A 16,586-nucleotide genomic window follows, 5' to 3' on the forward strand; every position below is an offset into this window, starting at 1 on the left:
GCACGCCGAACCGAGCCCACAGTTTTCAGTTGCGTTGCCTCTCGGAATAAACGCCGCAGGCCCGCGGGGGGCAAAGGGCCGGGTCTACCCTAAAAATAAGGGCAGCCTCTACCCGAAACTGGCCGGATTTACCCTAAATAAGAGGCTGCGGCATGCCCGAAAGCAAGCCGCAGCCTCTTATTTATATATGCAGGCCTTCAGCCCTGCTCCATGTTAGAACAGTCCCGAGATATTGCCCTCGTCGTCGATGTCGATCGCCTCGGCCGCCGGCACCTCCGGCAGACCCGGCATCCGCATGATCTCGCCCGTAATCGGAATCAGAAAACCCGCCCCCGCCGCAATCTCGATGTCCCGTACCGTGATGGTGAAACCACGCGGCCGACCCAAAAGCGCCGGATTGTCCGACAGCGACTTCTGCGTCTTGGCGATGCAGACCGCCAGCCCCGTGAGGCCCAAATCCGCAATGCGCTTCAGAGCCTGTTTCGCCTTGGGCGTGTATTCGACACCGTCCGCCCCGTAAATCCCCCGCGCGACCGTCTCCACCTTCTTCTCCACCGACTCGTCCAGCGGATAGAGCGGTCGGAAATCCGTCCGCCGCGATTCCGTCGCCTCGACCACCAGCCGCGCCAGCTCCTCCGTCCCCGCGCCGCCCTCGCCCCAGACGTTCGCCACCGCGCACGGCACACCGCGCATCGTGCAATAATCCTTGATGAACTGCAACTCCTCGTCGCTGTCCGTCACGAAACGGTTGATCGCCACTACCGGCGACAGGTTGAACAACCCGATGTTCTCGATATGCTTCTGGAGGTTTTCGATCCCCCGCTCCAGCGCCTCGACATTCGGCGTCTTGAGCTCGGCCAGCGGCTGCCCGCCGTGGTATTTCAGCGCCCGCACCGTCGCCACCAGCACCACCGCGTTCGGAGCCAGCCCCGCCGCCCGGCACTTGATGTCGAGGAACTTTTCCGCCCCGAGGTCGAACCCGAAGCCCGCCTCGGTCACCGTATAGTCCGTCAGCGAAAGCGACATCTCGGTGGCCAGCACCGTATTCGTCCCCTGGGCGATATTGGCGAACGGCCCGCCGTGGATCAACGCCGGCGTCCCCTCGATCGTCTGCACCAGATTGGGTTTGATGGCATCCTTCAGCAGTGCCGCCATCGCCCCCTCGGCATGCAGATCCCGCGCATAGATCGGTTTTTTATCATACGTAAAGCCGACGAAGATATTCCCCAGCCTGCGTTTGAGGTCGGCCGGCCCGGAAGCCAGACAGAGGATCGCCATCACCTCCGACGCCGCCGTGATATCGAACCCCGTCTCGCGCGGCACCCCGCCGGTCGTCCCCCCGAGCCCCGCCACCACGTCCCGCAACGAGCGGTCGTTCATATCCATCACCCGTTTCCAGGCGATCGTCCGCGGGTCGAGCCCCAACGAGCGGGTTTTGCTCTGCAAATTATTGTCGATCAACGCGGCCAGCAGGTTATGCGCCTTTTCGATCGCGGCGAAGTCGCCGGTAAAGTGGAGGTTGATCTCCTCCATCGGCAAGACCTGCGACCAGCCTCCGCCCGTCGCTCCGCCCTTGATGCCGAAGACCGGCCCGAGCGACGGTTCGCGCAGGACGACACACGAGCGTTTCCCGATCCGGTTCAGCGCCTGCGACAGGCCGATCGAAACGGTGGTCTTCCCCTCTCCCGCCGGGGTGGGCGAGATGGCCGAAACCAGAATCAGACGCGAGTCGTGCATCCGGTTCCGATCGATGTATTTCAGCGGCACCTTGGCCTTGTACTTCCCGTACATTTCGAGGTCTTCGGGGTCGATGCCCAGCTGGCGGGCAATGTCGGCGATCGGTTTCATCCGCACCGACCGGGCGATTTCGATGTCCGTTTTCATAGCGTTCGTTTCGATTTTTAACAACCCGGGTTCGTTCGGGCAACCAAATATAACACCTTTTTCGTATATTAGCATACTTTTTCAGCAGAGACGCACGCCATGAAAATCCGCATCCTGGGGCCGGCCCATCCCTACCGGGGAGGAATCGCCAAGTTCGACGAGACGCTGGCCTCGGCCTTCGCCCGCGAGGGACACGACGTGAAGATCGTCAACTTCACGCTGCAATACCCGTCGTTTCTCTTCCCCGGCGAGACGCAGTACACCCGGATGGCGGCTCCGGAGGGGCTCGCCATCGAACGGCGCATCAACTCGGTGAACCCGCTGAACTGGCCGGCGGTGGGGCGCGAGATTGCCGCCGAGCGGCCGGAGCTGGTGATTCCGCGCTTCTGGATGCCCTTCATGGGGCCGTCGCTGGGGACGATCGCCGGAACCGTCCGGCGGCGGTCGCCGCAGACGCGGATCATCGCGCTGACGGACAACATCGTCCCCCACGAACATCGTCCCGGCGACCGGACACTGACCCGCTACTTCCTGCGGCGGACGGACGGCGTCGTCTACATGTCGGACGAGGTGGGGCGCGACCTCGACTCGTTCGCCTATCGGGGCGTGCGGGCCATGTCGCCCCACCCGATCTACGACACCTACGGGCCGGCGATTCCGAAGGCGGAGGCTTGCGCGGCATTGGGATTGGATCCGGCGGCGGACTACGTCCTCTTTTTCGGCTTTATCCGCGACTACAAGGGGCTCGACCTCTTGCTCGAAGCGTGGGCCATGCTCAAAGCGCAGGGCGGGACGCAGGGGCGGAAGCTGCTGATCGGCGGCGAATACTACGGGAATCGGGAGAAATACGAGGCACTGATCCGGCGTCTGGGGCTGGGCCCGGACGATCTGGTCGTCCACGACCGGTATATCGAGGAGACGGAGGTGCGGAACTACTTCTGCGCCTCGGATCTGGTGGTGCAGCCTTACCGGAGCGCCACGCAGAGCGGGGTGACGCAGGTGGCCTACCATTTCGAAGTGCCGATGGTGGTGACTCGGGTGGGCGGTCTGCCCGAGATCGTGCCGGACGGCGAGGTGGGCTACGTGACGCCGGTGTCGGCGGAGGGGATCGCCCGGGCGATCGCCGACTTTTACACCCAAAACAAGGCGGCGGAGTTTCGGGCACGCATCGCCGTCGAAAAACGCCGCTTCGGGTGGAAGGCGCTGACGGAAACGTTCCTGCGGCTGTACGATGAAATCAGAAAATAATAATTTGAATCCCATGAGATACCTGAAATTTACTTTCGCATTTTTCGCCCTGCTGCTGGCGGGGCTGACCTTCGCGGGGGCCACGGAGCTGTACGACCGGCTGATCGCCCTGAAGGGCGTCGTGTCGGTCGAGGAGTTAGAGAAAGGGCTTTTCGAAGAGCGGTACGCCGTGATGTTCGAACAGCCGCTCGACCACCGGCGGCCGGGGAAGGGCCATTTCGAGCAGCGTTTCGTGGTGGCGCACACGGGCTTCGACCGGCCGACGGTCTTCGTGACCGAAGGGTACGGCGGGGCAAGGGCCGTGGGGACGCGGTATCGCGAGGAGCTTTCGGAGCACCTGAACGCGAATCAGGTCTTCGTGGAGCACCGGTATTTCGGCGAATCGACTCCCGAGCCGCGGAACTGGCACTACCTGAACGCCGAACAGGCGGCGGCAGACCTGCACGCCGTGCGGGAGGCGCTGCGGGAGATCTATCCGGAGAAGTGGGTGGCGACGGGAGTGAGCAAAGGGGGCGAAAACTCGCTGATCTACCGGATGTACTATCCGGAGGATGTGGACGTAACGGTGGCTTATGTCGGGCCGGTCTGCTTCGGCGTCGAGGACGGGCGGCACGAACCGTTCCTCGACCGGGTCGGGACGGACGAGGAGCGGGCCACGATCCGGGAGTTCCAGACCGAGGTGCTCAAGCGGCGGAAAGAGCTGGTGCCGCTCTTCGACGAATACTGCAAGTCGAAAAGCTATACGTTCCGGACGAATATCGACGAGGTGTTCGACCTCTGCGTGCTGGAATACCCCTTCTCGATCTGGCAGTGGGGGACGGCGACGAGCCTAATCCCGGCGCCGGACTCGCCGCATCAGGAGCTGTTGGATCACCTGATCGCGATCGTCTCGCCGGACTACTTCGCCGTCAACGACGAACCGTCGTTCTTCGTGCAGGCACAACGGGAGCTGGGCTATTACGGCTACGACACGGCCCCGTTCGAGGGGCTGCTCTCGATCCGGGACGCCAGGGGTTACCTGCCGCGGATCATGCTGCCGGACGATGCCCGGAATATCCGGTTCAGCGACGGACTCTCGCGCCGGATCGTCTCGTTCTACAAGGCGAACGACCCGAAGGTGATCTGCATCTACGGCGAGAACGACCCGTGGAGCGCGGCGATGCCCGACTCGACGCTCTTCGAGGGGAAGGCGAACATGAAGCTCTTCGTGGAGCCGGGCGGCAGCCATCGGGCACGGATCAAGACGCAGAGCGAGGAGGTGCAGGCCGAGATTTGGGAAGTGATCGAGGGGTGGCTTTTCGGGATTTGACGAATCGGAAGCCGACCCCGCCCCGGGCTATCGCGATCGGAATACGGGCGCGCTGAGCAGCGTCGGCAGCCTCGGTTACAGCTGGGCTTCCACGGCCAGCGGTACTAATGGCATGAACTTGCATTTCCACGTAGCGTACCTCAATCCCAGCAGCGCGAGCAACCGCGCCTACGGTCTTCAGTTGCGTTGCCTCTCGGAATAAACAGGACAAGCCCCTTTCCGAACATGCAAAGTTTTTAAACCCAAAAGGATGAATTATATCGAATACAACATTCAGGTACCGGGCCCGGACGAGGCGGAGATCGTCGTGGCCGAGCTGGCCGAACTGGGATTCGAGAGCTTCTCGGACTACCTGCCCGACGGCTTCATGCCGGGGGCCGGCAGCGTGAAGGGCTACATTCCCGACACGGCGGAACAGGAGGGAACGACGCATACCGCCATCCAGAACTTCCTCTACCGCGAGGGCTACCCCTACGAACGGAACGAAATCGAACAACAGAACTGGAACGCCGAATGGGAGTCGCGTTTCGAACCGATCGACATCCTCGACGGGATGTGCTACATCCGTGCACCGTTCCACGCACCGAAAGCGGGAGGAGCTAAGCACGAGATCGTCATCATGCCGAAGATGTCGTTCGGCACGGGGCACCACGCCACTACCTACCTGATGGCGGAACAGATGCTGGCGATGGATTTCGCCGGAGCATCGGTGCTCGACATGGGCTCCGGAACGGGGATTCTGGCGATTTTGGCCGCCATGCGCGGCGCCGTGGTAGTCGACGCGGTGGACATCGACACGTGGGCTTACGAAAACTGTCTGGAAAACATCCAGACCAATGGAGTGCAGACCGTAGTCTGTCCGATTCTGGGCGACGTGACGGCGGTGGCGGGAAAGGTCTACGACTACATACTGGCCAACATCAACCGGAATATCCTTTTGGGCGATATGGAACGGTACGCCGCCGGTTTACGGAAGGGGGGACTGCTGCTGGTCAGCGGCATTCTCGACCTGGATGCGGACACGCTGATCGGTACGGCCCGGCGACACGGGCTGGTGCAGACGGCGACCAACACACGCGACGGGTGGGCGCAGATCACCTTCCAAAAGGCTTAGCGACATGCTGTTACAGGACGATCGGATTCGGCTGCGAGCCTTGGAGCCGGAGGATGCCGAGGCGATGTACCGGTGGGAGAACGACACGACGCTGTGGCGGCTCGGCGACACGACCCGCCCTTTTTCGCGGGCGGCGATTCGGGAGTTCATCGCGGGCGCCTCGCTCGACCTCTACGCGGCCCGGCAGATGCGGCTGATGATCGACCTGCGGGCGACGGACGAGACGATCGGGTGCGCAGACCTGTTCGATTTCGACCCGCTGCACCGACGGGCGGGGGTCGGCATGCTGATCTACGAACGGAAGATGCGCCGACAAGGATTCGCGACGGCGGCTTTGCAGCTCCTCGCAGAGTACGCTTTCGGGCACTTGGAGATGAGGCAATTGTGGGCGGACATTCCGCTCTCGAACGAAGCGAGCCTGCGGCTGTTCGCACGGGCAGGATTCGAGGACTCGGGCGTGAAACGCGCCTGGATCCGGGCGGCGGAGGGGACGGGATACGAAGATGTGCGGTTCGTCCAACTGCTGCGGCGGGAACGATGAACATCTATGGCACCTGCATAAACAGAGCGCGCTCCGGACTGATCCGGAGCGCGCTGCTTTTTCCGCTATCGCCCGTTACCGGGAGACTTTCCGCCGCGAGCGGAAGAACGAGACGATCCAAAGCAAGACCACTGCGCCGACCAGTGCGGTGATGAGGCTGCCGAAGCGGCTGGCGGGTGCCCAGCCGAAAAGACCGAAGATCCAGCCGCCGAGCAACCCGCCGACGATCCCGATCACGATGTTGAGCAGGAAGCCCGACCCGCGACCTTTCATAATCAAACTGGCGAGCCATCCGGCTGCCAAACCGATCAAAATAAACCACAAGAAATACATAACTCAAAGGTTTTTAATGGTTAAACTTTCAGAGGTTAATTACTCCGCGGGGTAATGAAACCAAGAATTATGCCAAATTAATCCCGTATCTGTTTTCTTGCTTTGAATCGGAGAGTACTGTTCTCTTTGTGAACAAAGAGAACCAGAAAACCGACGCTGCCAGTGAGGGCAATGCAAACATAGTTTGCAAATTGCCGAGCGGCGAGGAGGAAGGCGAAGCCAAACTTCAGAGCGCATCCCTGCGGGATGCTCTGGCCGTGTCTGCCCGATTGGTTGGGCTGGATTTTCGGCGAGCGCGCTAATAATGGGCGAGAACCCCACGCGCGCCTCGCCTGAAAATCACAGCCCAACGAACGAGGCGGAGATAACCCGTGGTCGTCCCACCGGGACGACCTCTGCAAAAGTTCTTTGGGTACCTTTCTTTCAAGAAAGGTACGGTTCCAGCAGGCACAAAGAAAAAAGTATCGGATAAAAATCGGGAGGAATGCTTTATCTTTGCGGTTACCATGTTGATGTCCGACAAACCCTCGTTACAGCTCACGAACGCCGTGATTTTTCAGAAAGACGCCCGCCGGGAAGTATTGCGGGACGTGAACCTGTATGCCTATCCCGGCGAGCTGATCTACCTCGTGGGGCGAGTCGGCAGCGGCAAGAGCAGCCTGTTGAAGACCTTGTACGGCGAGCTGCCGTTACGCATCGGACGCGGACAGATCGCCGGTTTTCCGCTGCACACTTTGACCCGGCGGCAGGTGCCCTACCTGCGACGGCAGCTGGGGATCGTTTTTCAGGACGCCACACTGCTGGAAGACTGCACCGTTTATCAGAATCTGGAGTTCGTTCTGCGGGCGACCGACTGGCGCAACGCCGAAGCGATCAATAACCGGATCGACACCGTGTTGGCATTGGTGTCGATGAGCCATCAGGCACACGCCTACCCGAACCAGCTCTCGGGCGGCGAGCGTCAGCGGGCGGCCATTGCCCGGGCGCTGCTCAACAATCCTCAGATCGTGCTGGCCGACGAGCCCACGGCCAACCTCGACCCGGATTCGACCGAGGAGGTGATGGAGCTCTTCCGCAGCATGACGGACGAGGGACGGACAGTGATCCTTTCGACCCATAACCAGGCTATGCTCCAGCGTTATCCGGGCCGGACATGGCTCTTGGAGGAGAGCTACGTCACGGAACTGGATGCGGAGTAACGGAACTCTTCTCTCTCTTTACAAATCCTTGATCAGCACCCCTTCGCCACTGCGGGAGACCGCTTCGCGCAGGCGGATGATCTCGTCCCACTCCCGCGAAAAATCCTGTTTCAGATCGACCCGGAAATTCTCCGAACCGCAACGATCCACCCGCTCGAAAAGATCGGCCACCGTCATCCGGTGGATGTCCGAAGCCGGAATATAGGCCGAAACCACCTTATCGTCCTCGACCGGAGTCTCCGCCACCAGACCGATGCGCAGCAAAAGCTCCAACGTATCGGCCGTCAGCCGCGTCGGAATCCGATAGTGTCCCGAAATCTGATCCGCCGTATACGGCCGTTCGCCCGTCGCAAAACGCCCCACAATCACCCGCATCACCGCCAACAGAATAAAATCCCGATACCGGCGGCTGATATGCCGGGCCTCCTGCTCGAAATCGAACTTGCTGACATTCTGGTGAGCAAAAGCCAGCTCGGCACCGAACAGGCAGATGAACCAGGAGAGTTGCAGCCACAATAGCAGCAACGGCAGCGCCGCAAAGCTCCCGTAGATGGCATTATACTTCGAAATCCATATCTGGCCGCTGATGTAGAGCACCTGAAAAATCTGGAACGCGATGCCAGTGAACAACCCGGCGAACAACGCGCTCCCGAACCGGACTTTCGTGTTGGGCAGGTACATATAAAGCAGCACGAAGAGCAGGATAATCACCAGATAAGGTATCGCCCGCACGACCGGCGCCAGCGCCCATCCGAGGATATGCTCCTGTCCGGCGGCGGTGGCGAGCAGGAGCGAGATGCCGGCATTGCAAATCAGAAAGACCGGCGCAACCACCAACAGCGCCAGGTAGTCGGTGAACTGACGGACGTACGGTCGCCCGTGCTTGATCTGCCAGATGTCGTTGAAGTTGCTCTCGATCTTGCTGAAGAGGCTGAAGACAGTGTAGAGCAACAGCACGACACCGACACCGACGAAAACGCCTCCCTGGGCATACTCGATCGAACGGTCGATAAAGGTGAAGGCCCGTTGCAGAATCACCTCCTGACCGGTAAAGTAGCGTACCAGTTCGCTCTGGACAAGGTGCTGGAGGCCGAATCCGCGGGCGATGGCGAACAGCACGGCCAGAATCGGCACGATCGAAAGCAGCGTGCTGTAGGTCAGGGCGCCGGCCCGAATATTGAGCTGCGCGGCGCTGATGTTCCGAATGGCGAGGATGAAGCTCTTCAACAGGTTGTAGAGTCCGACGCGCTTCACCGAGCCGTCGATGCTGCTGATGCGCCAGATATCATAGGTGAAGAAACGAATCGTGTCGAGGACGAGCTGTTTGATTTTCAGAAACAATCTTTTCATACGCTGCGAAATAGTTCTTCGGTGTCGCCTCAGCGGCTATCGCTCCTTGTCGGGCTGGCGAGGGCCGTAGGTCACCTCGGCAAAAACGGGACGGTGATCCGACTGGTCGGGCGCGTCGATCACGCCGTTGTCGCAGACCCGATACGAGATTCCGCCACCGGTATAGCCCCAAATATAGTCGATCGTATCCTGCGGATCGTCGGCCGGCCAGCTCGGGAGCCGCGTGTCGTTCAGGGGTACGAACCGCTGACGCAGAGCGCGGAAGACTTCGGAATCGGGCGGACAGTTCAGATCGCCGGCCAAAAACACCGCCCGACCGGGATACGAAGCGGCCACGCTGTCGATCAACTCGACGGAGCTCAGCTGGTCGGCCGGGGTCAGCGACAGGTGGGTCGCCAGCACGACGTAGTCCGAGAATTCGGCTACAATCAGGGCTCTGGCCTCTTCGCGGCCGGGCAGGGGCAGCCGTTCGACCCGCTTCGGGCGCCGCTTCGAGAGGAGCCCGATGCCATACGCACCGCCGTCATAGGCGATCGCGCGGGCGAAGGTGCCGTGCAGACCGGTTCGATGGGCGAACTCCCGCAGGGCATCGGTATCGCCGTTCCGCCGGGTCATGCTGTCCAGCTCCTGCAAGGCGCAAATATCGGGCCGCGCGGCGCGAATCACGGCGGAGGCGCGCGCGTAGTCGCGCGTTCCGTCCATCCCCATACCTCCGCGCACGTTGTAGCTCACGATGCGCAGCGGACGGGCCGGGCGGCGGGCGACGGCTTTGGTCAGCAGGGCTCCGCCCAGGAGGCAAAAGAATACAAGTCCCATGTATCTCATCATTATCTGTTTTTAGATTTCTATCCTGTTTCATTCGCCCGCCCCGGGCTACCGCCGACATGTGGATGGAGCTCCGGGCAATACCGGCAACAGCGGGTACAGTTGGTCTTCCACGACGATCAGTGGAATCGACGGGGTGGATTTAAATTTCAATGTAATCTATCTCAATCCTCAAATGCAAGATGCCCGTGCCCACGGTTTTCCGTTGCGTTGCCTCTCGGAATAAACAGGGTGCCGCTCGGCACTCGAATACTGGCCGATTCTACCCTAAATAAAGGCAGCCTCTCCCCCACCCTGCCCGATTTGGCACGATCTATGCTATTCACACACACCAACACCACATTAATATCCGGTTTCTCCCGGCAAGAGCGAATTTTTCAACATTCAAATATCGCAAAACCGATGAAAAAGAACAAACACACCCTCACGAACGCCAACGGTAGACCCGTGGCCGACAACCAGAATGTCCAGACCGCCGGCCCGTACGGCCCCATGGCGATGCAGGACGCCTGGTACCTCGAAAAGATGGCCCACTTCGACCGCGAGGTCATCCCCGAACGACGCATGCACGCCAAAGGCTCCGGCGCCTACGGCACCTTTACCGTCACGAACGATATCACGCGATATACACGCGCCTCGATCTTCGCCGAAGTCGGCAAACAGACCCCTTGCTTCGTCCGCTTCTCGCCCGTCGCCGCCGAACGCGGCGGAGCCGACGCCGAACGGGACATCCGCGGGTTCGCTATCAAATTCTACACCGACGAGGGTAACTGGGATCTGGTCGGCAACAACACGCCGGTCTTCTTTCTGCGCGACCCGCTGAAGTTCCCCGACCTGAACCACGTCGTCAAGCGAAACCCGAGGACGAACCTCAAAGACCCCAATGCCAACTGGGACTTCTGGACACTACTGCCCGAAGCGCTCCACCAGGTGACCATCACGATGAGCGACCGCGGTATACCGGCCTCGTATCGCCACATGCACGGATTCGGCAGCCACACGTTCAGTTTCTACGACAAGGAAAACCGGCGCACGTGGGTGAAATTCCACCTCGAAACGCTACAGGGGATCAAAAACCTGACTGACCAGGAGGCGGCCGACATCATCGCCAAAGACCGCGACTCGCACCAGCGCGATCTCTACGAAGCCATCGAACGGGGCGACTTCCCGCGGTGGAAGTTCCGCATCCAGATCATGACCGAGGAGCAGGCCCGCAACTACCACATCCACCCGTTCGACCTGACCAAAGTGTGGCCCCACGGCGATTTTCCGCTGATCGACGTCGGGGTGATGGAGCTGAACCGCAATCCGGACAACTACTTCGCCGAGGTGGAACAGGCGGCTTTCAACCCGCAGAACGTGGTCGAGGGGATCGGCTTCTCGCCCGACAAGATGCTCCAGGGGCGGCTCTTCTCCTACGGCGACGCACAGCGCTACCGGCTGGGAGTCAACGTCGAACAGATTCCGGTAAACAAGCCCCGCTGTCCGTTCCACGCCTTCCACCGCGACGGAAAGATGCGGGTGGACGGCAACTACGGTTCGACGATCGGCTACGAGCCCAACAGCTACGGCGAGTGGCGCGATACGCCGGCGAAAAAAGAGCCGCCGCTCTCGTGGACGGGCGACATCTACAACTACGACGAACGGGAGTACGACGACGATTACTACACCCAGCCGGGCAACCTGTTCCGCCTGATGACGCCGGCCCAGCAGCAGGTGCTGTTCGAAAACACGGCGCGACACATGGGAGATGAGACCGAGCTGTTCATCAAACAGCGGCACGTGCGGAACTGCTACAAGGCCGATCCGGCTTACGGTCAGGGCATTGCCGACGCACTGGGCATCGACCTGAAGGAGGCGTTGGCGGGAGATCGCTAACGAACCGGAGGGGCTTCGACAGGCCGCGGAACTTTCACGTTCCGCGGCATTTTCTTATCTTTACCGAACATAAAATACGATCGTATCGTGATGGATTTTTTACAAGACTATCGGCTGCTGGGACTGGTGATCGGCATCTGTACCTTTTTGATTATCGGGTTGTTCCATCCGGTGGTGATCCGGGCGGAATATTACTGGGGAACGCGGTGCTGGTGGATTTTCCTGATGTTGGGCATCGGGGGAACGGCGGGGTCGCTGCTCACGGACAATGTCCTCGTTTCGACGCTGTTGGGGGTATTCGCCTTTTCGTCGTTCTGGACGATCAAGGAGGTTTTCGAACAGGAGGAACGGGTCGTCAAGGGGTGGTTCCCGACGAATCCGCGGCGGGCGGCCCATTATGAACGGATTCGCGAACAAAAATCGAAACAGTTATGATCGAACGGACGACACTGGAATTTTTGGACGATCTGCGGCGCAACAACTACAAGGAGTGGTTCCACGAGCATCGGGCCCGTTATGAGGCGGCGCGCGAAAACGTGTTGGAGAATGCGGAACGGATGGTCGAGGGAATCAATCTGTTCGACCCGTCGCTGGGGTATCCGGATGTCCAGAAGCTGATTTACCGGATCAACCGCAACCTGCGCTTTTCGGCGGACAAGCGGCCGTACAAGACCCATTTCGGGGTGGTGCTCAACGCGGACGGGGAGCGGCACAGTCCGTTGTCGGGCTACTACATGCACGTCGAGCCGGGCGGCATGTCGGTGGTTTCGTGCGGGTTGTACATGCCGGAGGAGAAATCGGGTTCGCTGAAGGCGATTCGGGAGGCGATCGACACGAATTGGGAGGAGTTCAGCGGAATTGTCCATGCGCCGGAGTTCCGGAGTGAGATCGGCGATCTGTGTCGGGAGGATAAGGTTTTGAAGCGTGTCCCGCGCGGGTTCCGGGCGGACTCGCCGGCGGCGGAGTACCTGAAGCTGAACCACTTCTATGTCTGGGTGCACCTGCCGGACGATCTGGTGACGAGTCCGGAGTACATTCCGGAGGCGTTGCGGTTGTTCCGGCTGATGAAGCCGCTGAACGATTTCCTGAACCGCATTGTCCGACCGTAAACGCCCGATTCCCTGCGGCGCCCGCCCCGGGCTACCGCCTGTATGCCTCGGGCATATTTGGCCGTGTCGGCGACGGCGGTTACGATTGGTCTCCGATGGTGCGCGGCACGCTCGGTACACATGTGGGATTTTTCACAACGAGCCTCAATCCCAGCAGTGCGAACAATCGTGGCTACGGTTTTCAGTTGCGCTGCCTCTCGGAATAAACGGACGCTAAGCGTCTTTTGATGGCAGCCTCGGCCCTAATCCCAAAACAGGCAGTCTCTACCCCAAACATGAGACAAGGTTTCCGGTTCGCGTGCCGAGCGGCATCCTGTTTATTCCGAGAGGCAACGCAACTGAAAACCATGGGCGCGGTTGTCTGAATAGCCAAGACCGAGACTCGTCACGCTGAAAAGCAAGTCCAAACCGTAGATGTCGCTTGTGACGGACGACCAGACGAACCCGCAGTTGGCGATGCCCATCAGCGCGCCCGAATGGGAATAGCGGTGGCCCGGGGCTGTTTTCTCTGTTTATTCCGAGAGGCAACGCAACGGAAAACCGAAGGCGCGATAGATCGCGTAACTCGTGATGAGGAATTGCGCACGAAATTCCAAAAGCATGCCGTTCGTGTTGCTAATTGTAGACGACCAGTTGTAGCCCTGACTGCCGACGACCGCCACTCCGCCGTTGTTACTTTCGCGGTTGCCCGGGGCGGGACAGGGTACTGCGGAAGAAATAGATTACAAGTATTTTTCGAGGTCGATGCCCGTCGGCATAAATCGTTCGAGGTCAGCTTTGTGGACATACAACTCCTTGACTACCGCCGACGAAATAGCCCCCAGATACGGATCCGTCAGCAGGTAAAAGGTCTCGATCCGCGGATCCAGCCGTTTGTTGATGGCGTCGATCGTGCGGTCGCTTTCGAAGTCGTCCACCGACCGCAATCCCCGCAGCAAGATGCGGATTCCCTGCCGATGACAGAAATCGGCCGTCAGTCCGTCGTAGGTCTCCACCCGCACCCGCGGCTCGTCGCGAAACACATCGCGAATCAGCCGGACGCGGTTTTCCATCGTCAGGAGTCCCTTTTTCTTGATGTTGTAGCCCACCCCGACAACGATTTCGTCGAACAGGGCGAGCGCCCGCCGTACGATATTCTCATGACCCGCCGTAAACGGGTCGAACGATCCGGCGAAGATGGCTTTTTTCTCCATACCCGTGAAATGCTGCAAACTTTTAGGTAAAGATAAACATTTTTCATACCTTTGCGACACTTGTCCGAAACAGCGGCGGTTTTGCACAAACCAGGGAACGGGGAAGATTCACTCTTCGCGGTTCGTTTTTCAAGAACGCTGTGGGCAGACAAGGGATTGACAATCAACAAATTTATCAAAACATGTCAACCAAAATCAGACTGTCGCGTCACGGGAAAAAAGGGTATGCTTTTTATCACATCGTGGTGGCAGACAGCCGTGCGCCGCGCGACGGGCGTTTTATCGAAAAATTAGGGACTTACAATCCGAATACCAATCCGGCTACCGTGGTGCTCAACTTCGAGAGCGCTGTGCGGTGGGTCGGTGTCGGGGCACAGCCGACAGATACCGCTCGGTCGATCCTTTCGAAAGAGGGGGTAATGTATCGTCATCACCTGAACGGCGGGGTGCGGAAAGGCGCTTTCACCGAAGAGGTGGCCGAACAGAAGTTCGCGAAATGGAAAGCTGAAAAAGAGGCCAAGACGGCATCGACCAAAGCTGCTCTGGATGCGGCTAAGGCGAAGACTGCAAAGGAACGTCTGGAAGCTGAAACGAAGGTGAAAGAGGCTAAGGCTGCGGCTTTGGCGGCTAAGTTGGCCGAAGCTGCTGCGGCGGCGAAGGCGGCTGAAGCTACGGAAGAGGCTGCCGAGGCGGTTGCCGAAACTGCGGAAGAAGCTGTCGTTGCGGCTGAAGAGGCTGCTGCGGAATAATTTTTCTCCGGGAGCACTTTTGTTCCGTGCAAAACAACCCTATGGAAAACCTCGCCCCATACCGGAGCGAGGTTTTCTTTTTCTGGCAAAATGCGAAATCAATCGAATATGAAAAAAGAGGAGAGTTCGAGTTACACAGCCCTCGCCAAGGCGATCGAAGCGGCGGCGCAGCGCGGCGAATGGGTGGTCGGGCGGATCAAAAAAGAGTACGGAAATGCGGCTGACGGAGGCGGAACTTTGCTCGTATCGCTCTATGACGGTTTTCCGGACGATCCGGTCGGGAGCGAACCGCTGTGGACGGTGGTCGACTCACTGGCCGTGCCGCTTTATGTCGCTTCGTTCGAGCGACAGGGCGGAGGGCGAGGCGTAATCGTATTCGATGATTTCGAAACCTCGGCGGAGACGGGCCTGTTGATCGGAAAGACGCTTTATCGGATACCGACCGCTGCCGACCGGTCGGAACGGACGGATAACGAGGAGGGGGATTTGAGCGTATTGGTCGGGTATGAATTGACGGATCGGCGTTCGGGACGGGTGGGGATGGTACGGGAATTTTATGACTATCCGGGCAATCCGCTGCTGGGTGTCGATTTCGACGGACAGGAGGTGTTGGTTCCGGCGGGGGTGATCGAAGTCACGAGCGTCAGGAAGCGGCGATTGGCGGGTGATCTGCCGGAGGGGCTGTTCGAACTGTGATACCAAACACAATCCTGAATCATGGAAAATAGACCTGAAATAGGGTACCATCGTCTCCAAGAAGGCGATGCGCAGGCACGACAAGAGCTCGTACAACTCGCCGAGGCCGGCGACGCCGGAGCGCAATTCAAGCTCGGAGTCTGCTATGACCACGGATGGGGCATGGAACAGAACTACACCGAAGCGGCCAAATGGTACCGTCTCGCTGCGGAACAAGGTCATATCGAGGCTCGATTCAACCTCGGAGACTGTTATAAGGACGGACTGGGGGTCGAACAGGACTACACGAAAGCAGCGGAGTGGTTTCGCCTCGCAGCCGAACAGGGACTGCCTGACGCGCAATACAACCTCGGAGTATGTTATGCGAACGAGGTGGGGGTCGAACTGGATTACAAGGAAGCTGTGAAATGGTATCGCAAAGCAGCCGGACAAGGGTATGCCGATGCGCAATACAACCTCGGGATTTGCTATAAAAATGGACGGGGCGTCAGACAGAGCTACCGGCAAGCAGCGAAATGGTACCGACTGGCAGCCGAACAGGGAGATGCGGATGCGCAGTTCAGACTCGGTCTCTGCTATATGAACGGAGAAGGCGTAAAATCAGACGCTGCGGAAGCGTGCGAATGGTTCCGTCTCGCTGCGGAACAAGGATATATCGAAGCACAATGCAACCTCGGCAACTGCTACTATTTCGGTTTCGGTATCCATCCGGACGATGCCGAAGCTGTGAAGTGGTACCGCCTCGCGGCGGAACAAGGAGATGCCGATGCGCAATATAACCTCGGGCTCTGCTATAAACACGGCAGAGGGGTCAAACCAAATGATAAAGACGCCGCAGAATGGTACCGATTGGCAGCAGAGCAAGGTCACGTCGAAGCACAATACAACTTGGGATGGTGCTATGAATTCGGCGAAGGCATCGAACAGAACCGCACCAAAGCTGTGGAGTGGTATCTCCATGCCGCGGAACAAGGATTTCAGGAAGCCGAAGCCAGATTGGCCGAACTACGCTGAGACACAGGATCCCGGACGGAGAATCGATAAAATTCCGACCGACGGTTTTCCGTCCGACACCCGGTCGCGCGGGCCCATGCCCCATAAAAAAGTGGAAATGCGTAAGCATTTCCACTTTTCAATTCGGCCGAATTCTTATTATCC

18 protein-coding genes are annotated in these 16,586 nt (G+C 59.4%); 12 read left to right on the forward strand and 6 right to left on the reverse strand.

Annotated elements, in window-relative coordinates:
• Nucleotides 1-213: 213 nt before the first annotated feature.
• The gene (locus tag ACTO3O_RS05915) at nt 214-1,884 is read right to left on the reverse strand and encodes a formate--tetrahydrofolate ligase (RefSeq protein WP_297829935.1); all 1,671 of its coding nucleotides are present in this window, start codon (nt 1,882-1,884) and stop codon (nt 214-216) included.
• 99 nt (nt 1,885-1,983) lie between these two features.
• On the opposite strand from ACTO3O_RS05915, the gene ACTO3O_RS05920 reads away from it, so the two are divergent.
• The 4 genes from ACTO3O_RS05920 to ACTO3O_RS05935 all read left to right on the forward strand — a co-directional run bounded on the left by ACTO3O_RS05920 (nt 1,984) and on the right by ACTO3O_RS05935 (nt 6,096).
• Nucleotides 1,984-3,132, forward strand: a complete 1,149-nt coding sequence (locus tag ACTO3O_RS05920; RefSeq protein ID WP_297829937.1) for a glycosyltransferase — start codon at nt 1,984-1,986, stop codon at nt 3,130-3,132.
• A gap of 13 nt (nt 3,133-3,145) precedes the next feature.
• Complete coding sequence (locus ACTO3O_RS05925) at nt 3,146-4,441, forward strand: S28 family serine protease (protein ID WP_297829939.1); 1,296 nt, start codon at nt 3,146-3,148, stop codon at nt 4,439-4,441.
• Between the two features lie 250 nt (nt 4,442-4,691).
• On the forward strand, nt 4,692-5,555 hold the full coding sequence (gene prmA, locus ACTO3O_RS05930; RefSeq protein ID WP_297829941.1) for a 50S ribosomal protein L11 methyltransferase: 864 nt from the start codon (nt 4,692-4,694) through the stop codon (nt 5,553-5,555).
• Nucleotides 5,556-5,559: 4 nt separating this feature from the next.
• Complete coding sequence (locus ACTO3O_RS05935; protein ID WP_297829943.1) at nt 5,560-6,096, forward strand: GNAT family N-acetyltransferase; 537 nt, start codon at nt 5,560-5,562, stop codon at nt 6,094-6,096.
• A 75-nt stretch (nt 6,097-6,171) separates the two neighbouring features.
• On the opposite strand, the gene ACTO3O_RS05940 is transcribed toward ACTO3O_RS05935, so the two are convergent.
• Nucleotides 6,172-6,429, reverse strand: a complete 258-nt coding sequence (locus tag ACTO3O_RS05940; protein WP_294592314.1) for a GlsB/YeaQ/YmgE family stress response membrane protein — start codon at nt 6,427-6,429, stop codon at nt 6,172-6,174.
• A 512-nt stretch (nt 6,430-6,941) separates the two neighbouring features.
• On the opposite strand from ACTO3O_RS05940, the gene ACTO3O_RS05945 reads away from it, so the two are divergent.
• A complete protein-coding gene (locus tag ACTO3O_RS05945; protein ID WP_297829965.1) occupies nt 6,942-7,628 on the forward strand; it encodes a cell division ATP-binding protein FtsE in 687 nt (228 codons plus the stop codon).
• 18 nt (nt 7,629-7,646) lie between these two features.
• Here ACTO3O_RS05945 and ACTO3O_RS05950 read toward each other — a convergent pair whose 3' ends face one another.
• The gene (locus ACTO3O_RS05950) at nt 7,647-8,978 is read right to left on the reverse strand and encodes a YihY/virulence factor BrkB family protein (protein ID WP_297829945.1); all 1,332 of its coding nucleotides are present in this window, start codon (nt 8,976-8,978) and stop codon (nt 7,647-7,649) included.
• Between the two features lie 36 nt (nt 8,979-9,014).
• On the reverse strand, nt 9,015-9,794 hold the full coding sequence (locus ACTO3O_RS05955) for an endonuclease/exonuclease/phosphatase family protein (protein ID WP_297829947.1): 780 nt from the start codon (nt 9,792-9,794) through the stop codon (nt 9,015-9,017).
• Between the two features lie 70 nt (nt 9,795-9,864).
• Here ACTO3O_RS05955 and ACTO3O_RS05960 point away from each other — a divergent pair, with 70 nt between their 5' ends.
• From ACTO3O_RS05960 to ACTO3O_RS05975, 4 genes are all read left to right on the forward strand, one after another.
• The gene (locus ACTO3O_RS05960; protein WP_294592322.1) at nt 9,865-10,029 is read left to right on the forward strand and encodes a hypothetical protein; all 165 of its coding nucleotides are present in this window, start codon (nt 9,865-9,867) and stop codon (nt 10,027-10,029) included.
• A gap of 176 nt (nt 10,030-10,205) precedes the next feature.
• Nucleotides 10,206-11,681: a catalase gene (locus tag ACTO3O_RS05965; RefSeq protein ID WP_294592324.1), complete on the forward strand. Its 1,476-nt coding sequence runs from the start codon at nt 10,206-10,208 to the stop codon at nt 11,679-11,681.
• A 90-nt stretch (nt 11,682-11,771) separates the two neighbouring features.
• Nucleotides 11,772-12,116, forward strand: coding sequence for a DUF4491 family protein (locus ACTO3O_RS05970; RefSeq protein ID WP_297829967.1), 345 nt, complete (start codon nt 11,772-11,774; stop codon nt 12,114-12,116).
• On the forward strand, nt 12,113-12,790 hold the full coding sequence (locus tag ACTO3O_RS05975; RefSeq protein ID WP_297829949.1) for a DUF2461 domain-containing protein: 678 nt from the start codon (nt 12,113-12,115) through the stop codon (nt 12,788-12,790). Before ACTO3O_RS05970 ends, ACTO3O_RS05975 begins: the two co-directional genes overlap by 4 nt.
• Nucleotides 12,791-13,107: 317 nt before the next feature.
• On the opposite strand, the gene ACTO3O_RS05980 is transcribed toward ACTO3O_RS05975, so the two are convergent.
• Both ACTO3O_RS05980 and coaD read right to left on the reverse strand, forming a co-directional pair.
• Entirely contained in the window at nt 13,108-13,254 is a 147-nt protein-coding gene (locus tag ACTO3O_RS05980) for a hypothetical protein (protein WP_297829951.1), read from the reverse strand.
• Between the two features lie 258 nt (nt 13,255-13,512).
• Entirely contained in the window at nt 13,513-13,983 is a 471-nt protein-coding gene (gene coaD, locus ACTO3O_RS05985; protein WP_297829953.1) for a pantetheine-phosphate adenylyltransferase, read from the reverse strand.
• A gap of 182 nt (nt 13,984-14,165) precedes the next feature.
• Here coaD and ACTO3O_RS05990 point away from each other — a divergent pair, with 182 nt between their 5' ends.
• The 3 genes from ACTO3O_RS05990 (at nt 14,166) to ACTO3O_RS06000 (ending at nt 16,442) form a co-directional block, all read left to right on the forward strand.
• Complete coding sequence (locus ACTO3O_RS05990) at nt 14,166-14,732, forward strand: 30S ribosomal protein S16 (protein ID WP_297829955.1); 567 nt, start codon at nt 14,166-14,168, stop codon at nt 14,730-14,732.
• Between the two features lie 108 nt (nt 14,733-14,840).
• A complete protein-coding gene (locus ACTO3O_RS05995; RefSeq protein ID WP_297829957.1) occupies nt 14,841-15,428 on the forward strand; it encodes a ribosome maturation factor RimM in 588 nt (195 codons plus the stop codon).
• A 21-nt stretch (nt 15,429-15,449) separates the two neighbouring features.
• Entirely contained in the window at nt 15,450-16,442 is a 993-nt protein-coding gene (locus tag ACTO3O_RS06000; protein ID WP_297829959.1) for an SEL1-like repeat protein, read from the forward strand.
• Nucleotides 16,443-16,586 lie beyond the last annotated feature (144 nt).

The sequence above is a fragment of the Rikenella sp. genome (assembly GCF_056799795.1).

Coding starts and splice junctions, on each gene's coding strand:
- ACTO3O_RS05980 (WP_297829951.1), bottom strand. CDS start 13,254: ATGGGCATCGCCAACTGCGGGTTCGTCTGGTCGTCCGTCACAAGCGAC.
- ACTO3O_RS05970 (WP_297829967.1), top strand. CDS start 11,772: ATGGATTTTTTACAAGACTATCGGCTGCTGGGACTGGTGATCGGCATC.
- ACTO3O_RS05945 (WP_297829965.1), top strand. CDS start 6,942: ATGTCCGACAAACCCTCGTTACAGCTCACGAACGCCGTGATTTTTCAG.
- ACTO3O_RS05915 (WP_297829935.1), bottom strand. CDS start 1,884: ATGAAAACGGACATCGAAATCGCCCGGTCGGTGCGGATGAAACCGATC.
- ACTO3O_RS05950 (WP_297829945.1), bottom strand. CDS start 8,978: ATGAAAAGATTGTTTCTGAAAATCAAACAGCTCGTCCTCGACACGATT.
- ACTO3O_RS05990 (WP_297829955.1), top strand. CDS start 14,166: ATGTCAACCAAAATCAGACTGTCGCGTCACGGGAAAAAAGGGTATGCT.
- ACTO3O_RS05920 (WP_297829937.1), top strand. CDS start 1,984: ATGAAAATCCGCATCCTGGGGCCGGCCCATCCCTACCGGGGAGGAATC.
- prmA (WP_297829941.1), top strand. CDS start 4,692: ATGAATTATATCGAATACAACATTCAGGTACCGGGCCCGGACGAGGCG.
- coaD (WP_297829953.1), bottom strand. CDS start 13,983: ATGGAGAAAAAAGCCATCTTCGCCGGATCGTTCGACCCGTTTACGGCG.
- ACTO3O_RS05975 (WP_297829949.1), top strand. CDS start 12,113: ATGATCGAACGGACGACACTGGAATTTTTGGACGATCTGCGGCGCAAC.
- ACTO3O_RS05995 (WP_297829957.1), top strand. CDS start 14,841: ATGAAAAAAGAGGAGAGTTCGAGTTACACAGCCCTCGCCAAGGCGATC.
- ACTO3O_RS05955 (WP_297829947.1), bottom strand. CDS start 9,794: ATGGGACTTGTATTCTTTTGCCTCCTGGGCGGAGCCCTGCTGACCAAA.
- ACTO3O_RS05940 (WP_294592314.1), bottom strand. CDS start 6,429: ATGTATTTCTTGTGGTTTATTTTGATCGGTTTGGCAGCCGGATGGCTC.
- ACTO3O_RS05925 (WP_297829939.1), top strand. CDS start 3,146: ATGAGATACCTGAAATTTACTTTCGCATTTTTCGCCCTGCTGCTGGCG.
- ACTO3O_RS05965 (WP_294592324.1), top strand. CDS start 10,206: ATGAAAAAGAACAAACACACCCTCACGAACGCCAACGGTAGACCCGTG.
- ACTO3O_RS06000 (WP_297829959.1), top strand. CDS start 15,450: ATGGAAAATAGACCTGAAATAGGGTACCATCGTCTCCAAGAAGGCGAT.
- ACTO3O_RS05935 (WP_297829943.1), top strand. CDS start 5,560: ATGCTGTTACAGGACGATCGGATTCGGCTGCGAGCCTTGGAGCCGGAG.